General features: G+C 38.5%; 12 protein-coding genes and 1 pseudogene. 1 reads left to right on the top strand and 12 read right to left on the bottom strand.

The genetic code is table 11. The annotated features are described in order from the left end of the window. Positions 1-19 precede the first annotated feature (19 nt). From FZF09_RS01855 to FZF09_RS01810, 10 genes are all read right to left on the bottom strand, one after another. Positions 20-1,276 carry a glucuronate isomerase gene (locus FZF09_RS01855; RefSeq protein WP_158734850.1) on the bottom strand — a complete coding sequence of 419 codons (1,257 nt, stop codon included), beginning with the start codon at positions 1,274-1,276 and terminating at the stop codon, positions 20-22. After that, complete coding sequence (locus FZF09_RS01850) at positions 1,276-2,808, bottom strand: tagaturonate reductase (RefSeq protein ID WP_158734849.1); 1,533 nt, start codon at positions 2,806-2,808, stop codon at positions 1,276-1,278. Before FZF09_RS01850 ends, FZF09_RS01855 begins: the two co-directional genes overlap by 1 nt. Positions 2,809-2,827: 19 nt before the next feature. Continuing rightward, positions 2,828-4,324, bottom strand: a complete 1,497-nt coding sequence (locus FZF09_RS01845) for a UxaA family hydrolase (protein ID WP_158734848.1) — start codon at positions 4,322-4,324, stop codon at positions 2,828-2,830. A gap of 14 nt (positions 4,325-4,338) precedes the next feature. Next, positions 4,339-5,619: a TRAP transporter large permease gene (locus FZF09_RS01840; RefSeq protein WP_158734847.1), complete on the bottom strand. Its 1,281-nt coding sequence runs from the start codon at positions 5,617-5,619 to the stop codon at positions 4,339-4,341. Positions 5,620-5,622: 3 nt separating this feature from the next. Next, a complete protein-coding gene (locus FZF09_RS01835) occupies positions 5,623-6,129 on the bottom strand; it encodes a TRAP transporter small permease (RefSeq protein ID WP_158734846.1) in 507 nt (168 codons plus the stop codon). 65 nt (positions 6,130-6,194) lie between these two features. Continuing rightward, on the bottom strand, positions 6,195-7,259 hold the full coding sequence (locus FZF09_RS01830) for a TRAP transporter substrate-binding protein (protein ID WP_158734845.1): 1,065 nt from the start codon (positions 7,257-7,259) through the stop codon (positions 6,195-6,197). Positions 7,260-7,413: 154 nt separating this feature from the next. After that, on the bottom strand, positions 7,414-8,430 hold the full coding sequence (locus FZF09_RS01825; RefSeq protein ID WP_158734844.1) for a LacI family DNA-binding transcriptional regulator: 1,017 nt from the start codon (positions 8,428-8,430) through the stop codon (positions 7,414-7,416). A 240-nt stretch (positions 8,431-8,670) separates the two neighbouring features. Then, entirely contained in the window at positions 8,671-10,593 is a 1,923-nt protein-coding gene (locus tag FZF09_RS01820; RefSeq protein WP_233269367.1) for a glycosyl hydrolase family 28 protein, read from the bottom strand. Positions 10,594-11,222: 629 nt separating this feature from the next. Further along, positions 11,223-13,106: a sigma-54-dependent Fis family transcriptional regulator gene (locus FZF09_RS01815; RefSeq protein ID WP_158734843.1), complete on the bottom strand. Its 1,884-nt coding sequence runs from the start codon at positions 13,104-13,106 to the stop codon at positions 11,223-11,225. Positions 13,107-13,416: 310 nt separating this feature from the next. After that, positions 13,417-14,898 (bottom strand): aldehyde dehydrogenase family protein, encoded by a 1,482-nt coding sequence (locus FZF09_RS01810; RefSeq protein WP_158734842.1) that lies wholly within the window; start codon positions 14,896-14,898, stop codon positions 13,417-13,419. A 560-nt stretch (positions 14,899-15,458) separates the two neighbouring features. Here FZF09_RS01810 and FZF09_RS01805 point away from each other — a divergent pair. Further along, a pseudogene (locus FZF09_RS01805) lies at positions 15,459-15,928 on the top strand (lactoylglutathione lyase family protein). A gap of 213 nt (positions 15,929-16,141) precedes the next feature. Here the strand turns inward: FZF09_RS01805 and FZF09_RS01800 are convergent. Both FZF09_RS01800 and FZF09_RS01795 read right to left on the bottom strand, forming a co-directional pair. After that, entirely contained in the window at positions 16,142-17,458 is a 1,317-nt protein-coding gene (locus tag FZF09_RS01800; protein ID WP_158734841.1) for a TRAP transporter large permease, read from the bottom strand. Further along, positions 17,455-17,961: a TRAP transporter small permease gene (locus FZF09_RS01795; RefSeq protein ID WP_158734840.1), complete on the bottom strand. Its 507-nt coding sequence runs from the start codon at positions 17,959-17,961 to the stop codon at positions 17,455-17,457. The genes FZF09_RS01800 and FZF09_RS01795 overlap by 4 nt, the downstream gene beginning before the upstream one ends. Positions 17,962-18,027 lie beyond the last annotated feature (66 nt).

Below are 18,027 nucleotides of genomic sequence, written 5' to 3'. Positions count from 1 at the left end.
ACCTATCCCTCTGACCTTCTTACTTACGCAAATCTTTTTCTATGAAGTTCCAGAAGTTCCTGTGAAATAGATCTGCTACATCATTTTCAATGTCACTTTGGTCTATCTTCCAGCCAGTTGCTCGGACATCTTCATATTTCTCGGTCAAAACGTCTTTAAGTATCTCTTTTGTATGTCTCCATTTGTATACTACCTGTTCGAGCACTCTCGCATCGGAGTGCTGAGGGATAAAGCTCGTATTTAACAGCTCGAAACGCATGCGCGTCATTTCATTTATGATGACCGGATTATTCATAAACCACCAGCAGCCAAACACCATCAAATTCCGAAATTTACGTGCGAGTACTGCAAGCTCATGTTGATTTTCCCTTGCAAGCATCGTAACGAGAAACTTATTTTCAGGATTCTCTGACAACAAGTTCTCCAGAGCACTCATGTCTGCTTTTCCAACAAAATCACCTGCATCACCCAATGCTGGATTCACCCGTTTCTTCACCCCAATCATCAGTGCAAACGGGATGTTATGTTTTTTGGTCACCGGCAGGATGCAGTCACGAATGATGCGGCCGCGGTCACTTTCTTCTGGATATGCAAAAGCAGGAGGAAGAGAAACTGCCATATAAAGAGGATTCATTATCGAAATCCAGTCCTCTAAAAAGCGCTGAACCTCTTTGATGGATTGATCATTCCACTCTTCGGCTACTTGATAGTCCCAAGAACGCAATACTTCTTTTGTATTCGCATAGTCGTTTAAGAGAGGATCGATGCGAAGAGCGGCATGAAAGTGATCATGTGGTTTTTCTCCATTCAGCCATACGTTTCTTTCTTTTTCATCAAAGGGATCGTTGGTCATAACGAGATTGTCTACGCTTGCTTGTTTCATCACTTCGTCTACTTGCTGCTCTGCCGTACGCTCTTGGAAAATTTTTCGGTATTCATTTAAATCTTTTGTGTCCGGTGTAACTCCTAACACTTTTAACGTTGTAAGCACACCGCGTTCGGCTTCACTAATAGGCGAACGTTTTACAAATAACTCATCCCACACAAGCTCTGCTTGTTCTTTTTTACTAAGGTTCCAAAATTCCTCATACTCGATATCAGTCCAACGCATCAATTCTGCGACGAGATAATGATAGGTTAATAGTTCATCAATATCCCAAAGCAGAATGTCACCGAAATTAGGGGAAAACAGATGGGTGTGAATATCCGTAATCTTTTCCTTTTCTACTGTTCCTTCTACTGCTTTGCGAATGTCTTCTTTGCTTTGTAAAATCATTACACTTCCTCCTTCACATTATCATTCAAAAGTTGAAATGCTTTTTGGGCATCGTACTGTATTATAGCCTCTAAGTAGGTTCCGACTTTCTCCTGTTCCTTGTCTGCCAAACTCAAATTTTCATCCCATACATTTGGGTTACGAAGAACATTTGCGGCGAGCTGATGCAGACTTTGCTGACTGTTGTACACAAGCTGCCACTGCTCATGCATATATGTGATCGTCGATTCTTTTTCCCGAAGTGGTATCTCTCTTCCTTTTGCTAAACCTTTTACCTTTTCTCCGTTCTTTTCAGCCGGCTGGTAATAGGCAAGTACTCCGGCTAAAGCAAGGGCAAAATAATGATTAGCCGCTGTGCTGCGTCCTTCCCAGCGCTTCCATAACGGAAGTACTCTCGTTTTGAACTTCTCGAGTCCGTTTTGTCCTAAGTCTGTCAGTAAGTGGCGTTGATATGGATTTTCAAAACGTTCTAACACAGAAGCTGCTAAGTCATCCTTTTCCTTGTCTTCATATGGTAGTACCGGCTTAATAGCAGCATCTATCATCTTCTCTACATACGACCGAATCTCTCTATCTCTCATTGATTCATACACTGTGTCTTTGCCATGCAAATACCCCAGTGCAAACATCATCGTATGAGGCGCATTTAAAAGACGTATTTTCAATTCAGCATAGTCATCGACAGGCGCAAAACGCACATTTAGTTCGGTTTGCCCGAATGGCAGAACCTCCCGAACGTGCTGATCTCCTTCAATAACGAATAAATGATACGGTTCTCCTACGGTCATCAGCTTATCCTCATATCCAAACCGTTCTTTCAACTCTTTTTCTTCATTATACGGATAACCGGTAACGATTCGATCAACAAGTGTTTCACAAAAGGTATTTGCTTGAAGGACCCATTCTTGAAAAGAGGATCCTAAGGACCACTCTTTTATTTTTCTTAAAACTAAATCCTTAAGAACTGTTCCATTTTGTTGAACAAGTTCACATGGAAGGATAACCCATCCTTTGTCAGCAGCTCCTTGAAATGCTTGATAACGCTGATATAAAAGCTGTGTTAATTTACCGGGGTAAGAGAGGACAGCTTGATTCTCTTTATATTCTTCTTCTTGATACGTCAAACCAGCTTCCGTCGTATTAGAAATAACTACCTCAATATCTTCGGAACAAGCAGTCTCTACCAGTTCATCCCATTCTTCATACGGGTTGATACCTCTCGATATTGCAGTTACTACTTCCGCTTGATCTACGATTTGTCCATCCTCTTGTCCCCTTAGGACCACCGTGTAAGCACCGTCCTGCTTTTTCAAGTCAGGAAGCTTACGGCCATGGGGGGTAGGCTGAACTGCTACTATCCGGCCTTGAAACACCCCCTGTCTGTTCATGCGTTCTATCATCCAGTCAACAAAACCTCTTAGGAAGTTCCCTTCTCCAATTTGCAGGACCTTTTCCGGAAAATCTTTTTTATTGAACGTTTGGTTGAGCAGATCTTCCCTATTTTGAATGAGGGATTTTGATAATCGTTCCATATTTAACTCTCCTCACTGCTTATAGCGTTACACCATCTTTGAAAATAGCAATTTCTTTAAAGTTATACTCTTCATTTTTTGTTTTCTTTGTACCAGACGCCCAGTCTATTATTTCTGCTAATAAATCATCAGTCAGCTCATCAAGCGGGGTCCCCTCTACAAACGGCCCTGCGTTAAAATCAATCCAACGCTTTTTCTTGTTAGCAAGCTGTGAATTAGTAGAAATTTTTACCGTAGGAACCGGTCCGCCAAATGGAGTGCCTCTTCCAGTAGTAAAAAGAACAATGTGAGCACCGGCTGCTGATAGATTGGTTACAGAAACTTGATCATTTCCAGGACCTTGCAGCAGGTTCAATCCTTTTTTCTTGACTCTTTCTGCATAACTTAGCACATCAACAACTGGAGCACTCCCTCCTTTTTGAACACATCCAAGCGATTTTTCTTCTAACGTGGTAATACCCCCATCTTTATTTCCAGGGGAAGGATTTTCATAGACAGGCTGATTGTAACTTAGAAAATATTCTTTAAAATTATTTACTAAATCTACGGTACTTTGAAAAACGCTTCTATTTTCTGCCCGATCCATCAACAGTTTCTCGGCCCCAAACATTTCAGGAACCTCTGTTAGAACGGTTGTGCCCCCATATGAAATCAACCGATCAGAGAAGGATCCAACGAGTGGATTTCCTGTTATTCCAGAAAAACCATCCGAACCTCCGCATTTCAAGCCTACTTTCAGTTCAGAAAGAGGAACGGCTTCTCGTTTAAAGCTATTAGCATACGATACTAACTCCGAAATTAGGTCTAAGCCTTCCTCTACTTCATCATCGACGTCCTGTGCTCCCATAAATAGCACTTTTCCGTTGTCTACCTCACCTAGAATTTCTTTAAAAGACGTGATGGTGTTATTTTCACATCCTAATCCCATAACCAATACACCAACAGCGTTTGGATGATGCACGAGACTAGAAAGCACACGCTGTGTATTCGTTAGATCATCTCCGAGCTGGGAACAGCCAAAAGGATGTGGAAAATGATAAACGCCATCGACTTCATCATTAGAGCTTAACTCTTTATTCGCCATGCTTGCCAATAGCTCTGCTGATTTGTTAATGCAACCAACAGTATTAATGATCCAAATTTCGTTTCGAATACCTACCTCTCCGTTCGGTCGTTTATATCCTTGAAAGGTTCGTTCTTTTTCTGGCTTTGGCAAGTCTGATTTTTTAGGGGTGTAAGCATATTCCAGGGTACCTTCTAAGTTTGTTTTTACATTTTGCGTATGCACCCATTGTCCTTTTTTAATGAATTTGGTTGCCTTTCCAATGGGGTTTCCATATTTAATAATGTCTTCTCCTTCTGAAATATCCTCCAACGCAATTTTATGACCTGGAGCTATTTCTTCTTGAAGAGTGACAGAGGTGTTATCGATCGTAAAGGTGGAGCCTGGTTCTTCATTCACGATAAGCACCGCTACATTATCTTTTTTGTTAATACGAATAATCGGTTCAGCCACCAATATTCCCCTCCTTAATTATCAATTATCTCCGGAATAAACATAACGAGGTCGCTCCAAAACGTGACGGTGATGAGAACTACGACCATTGTTAAATAGAATGGCATTAAGGTTTTTAGCATTTTTTCCATTGCGATCTCTCCTATTGCCGAACCTACAAATAATGCTGAACCTACTGGTGGAGTAATTAAACCGATAGATAGATTTAGAATCAGCATCACACCAAAATGTACAGGATCCATACCAGCTTCTGTAACAATAGGCAAGAAAATAGGCGTCGCAATTAAAATAAGCGGGGCCATATCCATAACAGTACCTAAAAGCAATAAAATGAGATTAATCATTAGAAAAGTAATAATGTCGTTTGGAGAGAAGAACAACAATGTGTCTGAAACCATACTCGGAACTTGTAAAAAAGCCAAAAGCCAGCCGAAGCCAGAAGAAGCTGAGATTAAAAACAATACCATTGATAATGTTTTAAATGTACGTTGTAAGACATATTTAAAGTTATACAACGGTACATCCCGGTAGACAAAAAATGTTATAATAAACGCATAAACAGTACCGATTGCTGCGGACTCTGTTGCTGTAAATATCCCTGATACAATGCCGCCGATAATGATGACAGCAGTTAATAATCCTAAAATCCCTTCACTCAGAACTTTTGGAATTTCTTCTTTTTTCATTGGTTCACTTTTTGGATATTGGCGCTTAACAGCAATGATATATGATATAACCATAAGTGAAAGAGCAAGTAAAAGTCCCGGTAAGACCCCTCCCATAAAGAGAGCACTAATCGAAACCCCGCCTGCTGCTGTAGAATAGATGATCATATTGTGGCTTGGAGGAAGAATAACCCCTTGGGCAGCACTTGAAACTGTAACACTGACAGAGTAGTCACGATCATATCCCTTTTTCCTCATCATAGGAATTAATACAGAACCAACAGAAGAAACATCTGCGACAGAGGATCCCGATATCCCTCCAAAAAAAGTGCTAGATACAATATTCACCATTGCTAGGCCGCCTCTAATTTTGCCAATAATTAAATTTGACAGGTTAATAAGACGTCTAGAAATACCACCTTCATTCATAATCTCACCAGCCAATATAAAGAATGGAATGGCTAAAAGAGAAAAGGAATTAAGTCCACCTACCATACGCTGTAAAATGGATGGTAGAGGAAGTTCTAGATAAAATCCTGTTAATAAAGACGATATGACTAGAGTAAGGGCAATGGGAACTTTAAATATAAGCAGTACAATAAAACTTCCAAGTAAAATAGCAATCTCCATTTTCTAGCCCTCCTCCGTCTCTTCTATTGTTTTTTCTCCAGCACTATCTTCATCGTTAATCAAATTAATAATTCCATATATTATCATTACGATTCCTGTAAGCGGGATAATCAGATAACTAACCCCTGTTGGAACGTTTAGTCCTGGCAAATTGCTTCTCATGCTATCTAATGCAAAATTATATCCATAATAAGCAAAAATAGCTCCTACTCCAATAATTAAGACAGCATTTCCTCGTCTGCATATCTTTTGTAACCACTTAGGGAACAAACTGTAAAAAATCTCGACGCTGATGTGGGTCCTTTCACGAAAACCATAAGCTATCCCAAAAAAGCCAACCCACAAAAAGAGAAACACCGAAAGTGATTCTGACCAAGTCGGAGTAGTGTTAAAGACAGTCCTTGTGAAAACTTGATATGTAATTGCCAGAACCATTACCGTTAGCATAGTAATAGAAATGTACTCTATTGCCTTATTAATGCTGTCTCGAATCCAATATATCCACTTCATATTAATTTCCTCCTAGTTTAATAGGAAAAGGGAGTAACTTAAGCTTACTCCCTTATATAAATGGCTTACTGCGCTTCTTCTATTCGATCAATCCAATCTTGGTATTCGGTGCCGTATTTTTCATACAATGGTTCTACCGCTTCTCTCCAATCCGTATAATCATCAACTTCAGTGATCTGGTTTCCATTCTCTTCGATAGTCTCTCTGGATTCCTCTACTAACTCATCCCATGCTTCTCGCTGAACTTCGATAGAATCTTGAGCAGCTTCCCGAACGATTTGCTGGTCTTCTTCACTCATTTGATTCCAAACGTCTTCTGCCATCACCAGCACTTCAGGAACTGTTGAATGAGCATTAAGGGTGTAATATTCGGCTACTTCATAATGATTGGTTGAATAATAACTTGGAAAATTATTTTCTGCACCGTCCACTACCCCTGTTTCTAAACCGGAATAGACTTCCTCAAAGGCCATAGTCGTTGGAGAACCTCCTAATGCTTCTATCAAATCAACCATCATATCTGACTCTTGTACTCTAATTTGCAGTCCATCTACATCATCAGGTCCATTAATTGGACGTTCCGCATTGTACAAACTACGACTTCCAGAATCATAAAAGGCTAATCCCTGCATACTTGCGTCATTTAACGAATCTAATAGATCGTCGCCTACTTCTGATAACAGCACATCCCACATCGCCTCGTCATTTTCAAATAAGTAAGGCATGGATAGAACTCCAATGTCTTCAGAAAACTCGGTAAGAGGACTAGCATTCGTCCTAGCCATCTCAATGGACCCTATTTGTACTTGTTCAAGCACACTGCGTTCATCTCCAAGTTGTCCTCCTGAAAAAACCTCTACCTGAATACGGCCATCAGAACGTTCGTCAACCATTTCAGCAAAAGCTTTATCACCTATCGTCGTTGGATAATCATCCGGCTGATTTTCAGCCAGCTTGATTTCATAAGTATCTCCTTCTGCTGCTTCACCATTGCTGTCACTTTCATCTGCATTGGCTTCTTCCGTTTCAACATCTGCTGTTCCTTCTGTTTCCTCTGTCCCTTCTTCTCCACAGGCTGTCCCGACAATCAATAATAAGCCTAAAACAGTTGATAAAGAAATTTTTTTCATCTTTGATCTTCCCCCTACAGATTTAATTAATAGATGAAAATCTCAACACACTGTGACTACTAACGATTTTCTTCATCCCTCCTATGCTTAATATTACAAACATTCACTATTTAAACGCTTACAATAAACATTAAAAAAAATATATATTCTTCCTTCACAAAGTCTTTACAGAGGTACGTTCTAAAAATTCAGGAGCATAGCGATACACCTTACGTTCCGAAGACTTTCCGTTTATATGGTCAAGTAAAAGCTCTGCTGCCCTTCCTCCTATATTAAAAGCAGGCTGTTTAATGGTTGAAAGAGCCGGGTTATATACGGTCGCAAAAGAAACTTCATCAATTCCAATAATACTTAGTTGATCCGGAAGTAGGATACTTTTCGCTTTACAATATTTTAATACTTCCATTAACGTTAAATCATTTGAACAGAGGATGGCTGTTGGCCGCCGTTTCAATTGAAATACTTTATCCAATTGATCATGCAGTGTATGAAGCTGGCCGGAAATAATATACTCTTCCGGGTAACTCTTTTTGCACTCTGCCATTGCTTCTTTATAACCTTCTAGGCGTTCCCACCTCGGGGTTATTAGCGGATTTAATGGTGGTGTAATAATAGCTATATCTTCATGTCCATTTTCTACAAAATTATAAACACCTAACTTTGAAGCATTAATATTATCAAGTAACAGAGTATCCACTTCAAGGTCCGGTATAAGTCGGTCCACAAACACTATAGGAATATTGCGCCCTAATACTTGTTTATAAACATCAGTGTTTTCCCCTGTTGGAAAGATGATAAATCCATCTACCTGTTTAGCCTGCAGCATGCTGATGTACTTTTTTTCTTTAGCTGGATCATCATCTGCATTACATACAATCACATGAACATCTTGCTCATTACAACAATCTTCAATGGCACGGATGACCTGTGTGGAAAATCCATGTAAAATATTTGCAACAATAATACCTATAGTAAAAGTTTTCTTTTGCTTAAGGCTTCTCGCTAAAAAGTTAGGAGAATAACCAAGTTCTTTAATGCTCTCTTCAATTTTAGTTCTAGTAGCTGCCCCCATATATTCAAATCTTTGATTTAAATATTGAGAGACTGTGCTCTTTGACACTTTGGCATGCTTTGCCACATCTGAAATAGTAATATTTTTGGAAGTATTCATGACTAGCACCTTTTTCTAATTTTTAAAATGATAAACGGTTTTACTAAATCGGTTTTGTAAACCGGTTTATAAAAAATTGTAAGCGATACCAAATAAAAAATCAACAGAAAAATGAAAAATCACACTATTTATTTTTTTAAATAAATTCTGATTTGAACCGAATATGCTCATTTTACAAATTACGAAACAGAAGGTGGCTCCAAAATTACTGAGAGCCACCTTCTGTTTAAGAAGTATCATTTAGTTAATAATAGAGTCAATAGATTGATTGATATCTTTCTTCACTGCGTTCGGAACGTGATCGCTTTTTTTATTTTCAACAAATGATTTTATTTTTTCTAATTTTTCTGTGCCTTGTTCTATTTTACCGTTTTTATAAGAACGTTCCGCATTCTCAATACGAACGGCTAACGAATTTTTTATACCTTTCGGGTTAATATCCGAATCTTCAATTATATCCTTCAATGTCTGCATCTCGTTTGGCATATCTACAATATTGACCGAAGCAGCTTGTACCGTTTCTCTATTATCTGTATTATCAAAAGCTCTGTATTGAATTTCTGTTTCACCTGAACTATCAATGGTAAACGGCTCTGTATATGTTTTCCATGAGTCGTCATTTCCTTCGCGATATTCAATGCGTTCAATTCCATCTTCATCAGAAGCAGATAGTGTTACATTTGGTTCATTTACATAATATCCATTAGGAAGGGTCTCTCCACTAATATCAATATCCGTTTCTGGTGGAGTATTATCATAGCTTTCTCCATTAATGGTAAAGTTTGTAAGCTCCATATTTTCGACGTTTTCAATAAGTGTAGGCGTCTCTACATTATCAAAGCTTGAATCTTTAATCTTAAGATTTTGAACAGGTGCTCGATCATACGCTCTAATGTAAATACCGTAATTTCCGCCTTGACTATGAAGATTATCAACTTCGATGTTACGTACAATAGGAGTATAATCTCCTGCATCACCTTCTTCATACTGCATATTAACTCGAACGACTTCGCCTCCGACTTCATCTACTGTATTATTTCTTAAATAAATGTTTTCTACTACGCCGCCGCGTATAGAGTTCGTTTTTATTCGCAGCACCCTGTCTAAGTTAGGGCTGTCCATTGAATTGTCTTCAGCAAAAACATTTTTGGCTCCACCTGTCATTTCACTGCCTATAACAACCCCGCCGTGACCGTCTCTCATTTCATTTCCCTGTATGACAATATTTTCTGATGATACATCGATTCTTCTGCCATCAGCGTTTCGTCCAGACTTGATTGCAATACAATCATCACCAGTGTCAAAATAAGAATCTTTAATCAATACATTTTTGCTGGATTCAGGATTTGCACCATCATTATTTGGACCATGCCCTACAACTGTAACATTATCAATAGTTACATTCTCAGAAAGTACAGGATGAATAAACCACATCGGTGAATCAACAATTTCAACACCTTGAATTAGTATATTTTCACTTTCATAAGGTTGAATAAAGCTAGGTCTTAGTAAAGAATCTTCTGGGTCATCAAACCTTCTATCTTCAACATCTACACCATCTTCTGCCCACTGAAAAAGCTGGTCTCTAGTTTCGGCTTGATGAGGCTCGCCTTCTTCCCAACCATATTCGGTCTTTCCTTTCCACGGCCACCAATTCTCATCGTCAGCTTGTCCATTTAACTTTCCCTCACCGGTAATAGCAATATTTTCTTTCTCATACGCATAAATAAGGGGAGAATAGTTATACAGCTCTACACCTTCCCAACGGGTTTTAACCACAGGAAGATAATCTTCAGGGTCCTGGCTGAACTTCACCTCTGCTCCTTCTTCTATGTGAAGATTAATATTATCTTCCAAGTGAATTGCCCCCGTTAAGTAAGTGCCTTCAGGAATTACAACGCGGCCGCCGCCCTCATCATTAGCTTCTTGAATTGCTTCATTAATGGCATCAGTAGATTTTTCCTCTCCTTCATTATCAGCTCCATATTCCGTTACATCAAATTCTGCGTCAGGAAAACTAGGTTCCTCTATATTTTCTAATATTTCAGGCACTTGTTCCCATGGATCGTTTTCCTCATCATTTGCACTAACAGAAGTAGACATTGCTGCAAGTTGACTCCCTACCAAAACAGCTGCTGCAAAACCTTTAAACTTTTTCTTCAATGATAACCCTCCCTAAAAAATATCACCAAATTAAAACTACTGATTTAAAATACTCTTATATCCCCCCTTCACACAAATAATTAATTAAAAATTAAAAACTATTAAAAAATAAATAAAAACTTTGCAGAACAAGCAAAACTAAACCGGTTTAGTAAAAGACAAAGAAAAAGAACAACAAACATAAGACAGCGTTTTCATATGATGTGTGTGTTATCTTAATCCATATAAAAAATAATGTAAATATTACCTTTTTACTATTTTCCTTAGTCCCCATAATTATTTCAGCACTATAAACCTAGATATATACTCACTAAGGATTATTCACGCAAAGTATATGTCTAATGTAAACAGTCCCTATTAAAAGTTGATTTTCCACTTATTAATAAATAGTAAAACCGAGTAGAAAAAAGGACAGGTGGTTTTTTTCCAGAGGTGTGCACATTTGCAGTCTGATATTCATATTGGCTATGCTTATGCTTTGTTCTTTTGGAGGTGTTAAAAACTGCCTATAAAAAAGGGCAGGATCTGAAATTCGTCTCTGCCCTTTTTTATCTAGGGGTAAACGTTAGATGAAAGATGTTTTTGTGTATCTCGTAAGTTTTCTTACATAAAAAAAGTTAAAAAATGGGTTATATGTTTATTTCATATTTTTTCATTTTACGATAAAGAGTACTTCTCGATATTCCTAAAGCTCTAGAGGCCTGTGTCATGTTGTACCGACAAGCCTCAATCGTTCTAAGGAGATCATCTTCTTCACTCTCCCTTTCATTTGTTTGCTTGACTTTTTTGTCCGATACAAGATGAATAGTGTATTTCTTGTTGTTTTCATGTTCGAATAAATCTACAGGTAAATCACTTGCTGTAATCACTTCATCTTTCGCATACAACGCCGCATATTCTAATACATTTTGCAGTTCACGGATGTTGCCAGGCCAGCTGTATTGATAAAAAACTTCCCAAGCAGATTGGTCTATTTGAAAATGGCCATCTATGTTTTCTAGAAAGTGCTCCGCTAACCGTTCAATATCCCTATTTCTTTCACAAAGGCAGGGGAGATGCACCCGCCCAACGTTCAAGCGAAAATAAAGATCAGCGCGAAACTTGCCATCTTGTATCCATTCTTTTAAATTTCTGTTACTAGCAGCAATAATTCGAACGTCAACAGATCTAGGAGTATGTTCACCAATTCGTAGAACCTGTTTTTCCTGGATTACTCGAAGCATCATCGCTTGAATGGATGGAGGCATTTCACTGATTTCATCTAGAAATAGGGTGCCTCCGTCAGCTGCTTCAAACCAACCCTTTTTACCGGTTTTCAAAGCACCGGTAAAGGCACCAGGTGCATATCCAAAAAGTTCACTTGCTGCGAGCTCGTGATTGAGACCTGCACAATTAACAGCCAAAAAGGCATTGTTTTTTCGAGTACTTGCCTCATGAATCGCCCGAGCCATTAACTCCTTGCCTGTCCCGCTTTTCCCGGTAATTAAAATAGACATATTTCTAGCTGCTACTCGTTTTGCGCCTGCGATGACTTGCTGCCAGCTCTCACTGTTCCCAATCAGACGAGAGAAAGATGAGAAGCTTTCTTCCTTTTCTTTTTCGTGGTTGAACGTGTTTGAACGATATCCTTTCCTTAAATGAATGACTCCGCCGACCGTTCGGTTATTTCGTTTCACAGGGATGACTCGTCCTTCTGCAAAAGCTCCATTTTCTAGTTGGATGTCTCCTTCATAGATTCCTTTCTTTAGTTGGTCCAATTTTATATTCACAGGCTGCTCCTTTTTTCGGTACGGCCCCTTCATAAATGTATCTACAATACCTCCAGCGCTATCAACTGCAAAAACACGATCTTGTTTTATATTTTTTACATATTTGTTGAATTCTTGTCGTATGAATTCAATATCTTGAAGAAGAGTCGCATGCCAAAGGGCTTCAATCGATTGAACAAATACAGCTGTAAGACTTAATGCATTTTCGGGAAATCGTTCTTTTAAAGTAGTTAAATCTAATACCCCGGCTGTTTTTTTACTCATTGGATGACGAATCGGTATGCCGGCACAAGAAAAGGGATGCCAATTTTGACAAAAGTGCTCAGGGCCTTTAACAACGATTTCTTTATCTGTCGTTAAAGCAGTACCGATGGCATTTGTCCCTGACTTTGTTTCATGCCAATGGCCCCCTTCATAAAACCTTACTTCTTGCAGATTTTCTTTTAATGTGCCTTCGACAAAAGAAGCAATAATGCATCCTTTTTCATCTGAGAGGCTTAAAGAACAATCGTATTTGTTAAAATACTTGTCCATTTCGCCGCTTAATTGAGAAAAGATATGGTGTAATAAGTTAGTGGAGGCAATGTTTTGTATGTCATGAGGGGTAAAAATTTGAGGTGCTTTCTTTAATTCCGGTCGAATACCGGCACGAACGCTTCGCTTCCATGACATAACAATTTCATCTGGAATGTCTTTGGATACTTGGTTTTTTACGATAAAGTTTTCCCAAGCTTTTTCGTTCATTTTTTCCCTCCCACCAAAATTGTAAAGTAAATAACTTAACCAACTATGTCAGATTTATTATAACATTTCGAATAATTATTAAAAACAATTTTCAAAACCCTATCTTAAACTGTATGTAATTCTGTCCTTTTCTTTTTAATCCGCATTCACACCGAGTACTTCAGCTATTCTCCTCTACTTAAAGATAGCAAATCGGCATTCTATAATATACTTCCTCTCGTTCTTGTAGAGTTGTTAACATTTCATTCCTTACATAAAAATAGAGTGCCCATAGAGGACACTCTGCACCATACTTTTTTCTAGCTTACGTTTAATTCATATTAATCCAGACGCTTTTCACTTCTGTATAGTTATCAAGAGCGTAGGACCCCATTTCACGCCCGCTTCCAGATTGCTTGAATCCACCAAATGGAGATGCTGCATCGAAGACATTATAGCAGTTGACCCAGACAGTTCCTGCTTGCAGGTTATCCGCAACATAATGAGCATTTTTCACATTTTCTGTCCACAATCCAGCTGCAAGACCATAGTTTGAATTGTTGGCACGTTCAATGACTTCATCTAAGTCTTCAAACGGCATTGCAGCTACAACTGGCCCAAAAATTTCTTCTTTGGCAATCGTCATATTATCTTCTACTGCTGCAAATACAGTTGGTTCTACAAAATATCCATTATCAAAAGGATTTTTCCCACCCGTTAACATTTCTGCTCCTTCTTCTTGTCCTCGCTGAATATAATTCATGACACGGTTTTGCTGAACATCTGATACTAGAGGGCCCATTTGCGTATTCGAATCAAGCCCGGGTCCTTGCTTAATACTTTGCGAATGAGACACCATGTCAGCCACAAAGTTGTCATAGGCTTTCTTTTGAACAAATACACGAGAACCTGCGCTGCAAACCTGCCCCTGATTAAACATGATCCCAGCAAGCGCCCCTGGAATGGCTTTTGACATATCGGCATCTGGAAGTATAATGTTCGGAGACTTCCCGCCAAGTTCAAGAGTCACTCGTTTTACCGTGTCAGACGCCTGACGCATAATTTGTTTCCCAATTTCAGTGGACCCAGTAAACGCTACTTTGTTGATTTTTTCATGGTTTACTAATGGTTCACCAGCAGTCGGTCCAAATCCAGGAATAATATTAATAACTCCTTCAGGGAAACCAGCTTCTTGCATTAGCTCCGCTAGATAAAGAGCAGATAATGGAGTTTGTTCCGCAGGCTTTAATACAACGGTACACCCCGTAGCAAGTGCTGCACCTAACTTCCAAGCTGCCATGAGAAGAGGAAAGTTCCACGGAATAATTTGACCAACTACTCCAACAGGCTCGTGTTTCGTGTAATTAAAATAATTACCTGAAACTGGAATCGTTTGCCCTACAATTTTAGTAGACCAGCCTGCAAAATAGCGAAAGTGCTCAATCGCCATCGGAATATCGCCCATGCGTGTTTCTTTAATCGGTTTCCCGTTGTCCAATGTCTCAATTTGTGCTAATTCCTCTTTATTTTCTTCCATTAGATCAGCAAGCTTATAAATGAGACGGCTTCGTTCCGCAGCAGTTATTCTAGACCAGGCCCCATTATCAAAAGCTGCCCGGGCAGCATCGACTGCACGATTAACATCCTCTGCTTCCGCTTCACTAACTGTAACCAAAACTTCCCCGTTAGCAGGATTTTTACTTTCAAATGTCTTTCCGTTTGCCGAATCCACCCATTTGTCATTAATAAAAAGTTTTTTCTGTCCCTCTAAAAATTTGGCTACTTTAGGATACAAATCCACTGTTTTTTCCATGTTTGCTCCTCCTTGATTTTAATAAGTATGCACGTAAGTAAGCGCTGCCATTTATTAACTACAATAATATCCACATTGTTGTGATTTCCCATTGTCCTTCACTTGCTTAACAATCAGTGACCTTTTTTTATAAAAACGCAGCTTTCAAACGCACACCTCCCAAAGGACATGGTATAAAACGCTTCATCCTTTATTAATGCAAAAAAAATGCCAAAAGAGACGAGGCTGTCATTTTGGGATTTAACTTCTCATTATAATCCTTAATGATACAGTTTGTGTCACTACCTTAAGACAAATTGTGTCATGAATGAAACAAAGTGTTTTTTTAAAGAACTCAACGAATATGTTGAGAGTTCACAAAAGTATTTACTGTTGTGTTTACTATCTATCGAATCTATGATAGTTTTTCTCTTGTTTTATTTAAAAACCCATCGTAGATATTTGTTCTATTAACATTTCTTCATTTTCCCACCAGCCAAACCACAAACCTTTTCCTTATCAAATCCATACTAAATATATTATAATTTGTCCACATTAACGTATAGAAGAAGGAATCATTTATGGCGTCATATCCACGTGCTTTTTCTCACATCGGTCTTTCGGTGCCCGATGTAGATAAAGCCGTAGAATTTTATATGGAAGTAATGGGTTGGTATATATTAATGGAACCGTCCGAAGTGCTAGAGGATGACAGCCCGATTGGTATAATGTGCAAGGATGTATTTGGTTCGGGTTGGGGAAAGCTTCGGATAAAATAGGAATTGAGCTGTTTGAGTTCCCAAATAACGAAACACCAGAAAATAATTTTGAGTACTGGAAGACAGGTATTTTCCATTATTGTGTACAAGACCCGGACCTTGAAGGGTTAGTAAACAAATTAAAGCCCACGGGGGAAAGCAGCGTATGCCAGTTCGTGAATATTTTCCTGGTGAAAAGCCATTCCGAATGGTATATTGAAGACCCATTTGGCAACCTAGTTGAAATATACAGCCACAGCTATGAATTAACTTATTCTGAAGGTGCTTATTAGTTTGCAAGGGGCTAGCATATGAAAGCTGGCCCCTTCCTTGATGTCTCAGAAAAGGCAAATGTATTCCGATAAAGTACCAGATACACTTGGTTAAGACTAATTGATTGTGTGTCTAGTCAAAAACGGTGGTCGTTATCAACAGCCTTATTTTACTGCCCGTGCTTTTATTAACTCCTGATGTGCAATTTTGGACCTTTATATAACTGAATGAAACTACGTTTCCATCATACTTGGCAGCCAGGTCACTATAGATGGAACACAGATAATCAAGACGATTAAACCAATTAATAGGAATATGAAAGGAATTGCTGAAGAATAAATGGTCATCATAGTAGTGTTACGGGAAACAACACCTTTCATTGCAAACAATCCTGTGCCAAACGGTGGACTAATGGTTCCTACTTCGATTGCTAATAAAAGCAGGACGGAGAACCATAATAAATTAAAGTCTAACGCACTAGCTATTGGAAAAAAGATAGGTACTATAAGCATCATAATTGAAAGAGATTCAAGAAAGGTTCCTAATATAATAACTAGTAGAAGCATAAGGATAAGTACTATAATAGGAACTGTACTTACATTTTGAACAATGCTTACTAAATTTCTGGTGGCTCCCGAAAAAGAGAGAATTTGACTAAAAGCGGTAGAACCAGAAATGATCAATAGAATCATTACTGTTATTTTTAATGTTCCGGACAAAGACTTTACAATAACATCTAAGTTTAATTGTTTATTACAAGCCGAAAGAATGATACTCCCTAAAGCCCCCAATGCTGCAGCTTCTGTTGGTGTTGCAATACCTAAAAAGATAAAGCCAAGTACTAGCAGAAAAATAAGACCTAAAGGTGCTATATACTTTAATGTATCAGTAGCTTTTTCCTCTATAGATGCACTAGACTGCTCATAAGCAGGCGCTAGATGAGGAGATGTGACCGCTCTTATAATTATATAAATCATATATATCACAGCCATTAACAAACCGGGCAAAATGATAGCTATTAAAAATTGTCCAACCGATACTTGCCCCATAGAAGCTAGTAAAATTCCTAAAGCACTTGGCGGAATCATAGCTGCTAAAGCGCCGCTCCCTAAAATAGGACCTATCGCCATGGTTTTACTATAATTTTTATTTTCCATTTCAGGTATTAAAGTTGAACCTAACATGGCAGTACTTGCCATATTAGAAGCTGTTAATGTGGAGAGAAGAGCTCCAGAGCCCACTGCAAGCATGCTTAATCTTCCTGGGACATTACCAAACCATTTATCAACTGTGTTAATCATTTTAGGAGCAATTCCAGACTGAAACATTATCTCCCCCATTAAAATAAACAACGGAATAGGTAGAAGAGAAAAATTAGTAAGAGCCCCTCCCATACTTGAAATTAATAAGTCTAATCCTTCTTTTTCTCCCCAGATAAAATAAGCAGCTACTATATTCACTAATAGAAACGCAAAGGCAATAGGGACCCTAAATAACATTAAAAAGAACAAACCAACTAGTATCAGAGCTAAAACCTGCCACCAAATCAATGCATTCCCCCTCCTTTGTTGATACTTAAGAAGATAGCACCGTATAGAATGCGAATAAATTCTAGCATGATAATAAAAAACGATATGGGGATTGCAATATAAACATAAACTTGCGGAGTGGCTAAAGCAGTTACACTAGTGACGTTTCTTTCATACAAGTCAATGGCAGTTAATATGCCATACCAGGTTATTATCCCGCTAACGATGATGCCTGTAATTGGAACAAACACACGAATGATTCGATGCAACAGCTCACTTGGAACAAAATCAACTATGTCTATCGTTATATGACCATTCTGCCGCAGCAGCCATGCCCCGCCAAGACAAGTAATATACAAAAGACTATATTCAGTAACTTCGTTTACCCATATAAAAGAATAACCAAAAATATAACGTGAAGTAACTTCTACACATACTAAAATCGTAATAAAAAGCAGTAAAATACAACCTAGTGCTGCCATTATGTTTTCTACAATATTTAGTGCTTTACCAATCGAAGACAAAAGCGATCACCTTCTTCTTATTTCTTATCGAGGTAAAGTGGATAAGAAGAATTTGATTAAAACCAA

Source organism: Alteribacillus sp. YIM 98480, assembly GCF_009765375.1.
Classification (GTDB): Bacteria; Bacillota; Bacilli; order Bacillales; family Marinococcaceae; genus Alteribacillus.
The sequence above is the reverse complement of the archived record's forward strand: the minus strand, read 5'-3'. Positions and strand labels throughout refer to the sequence as shown.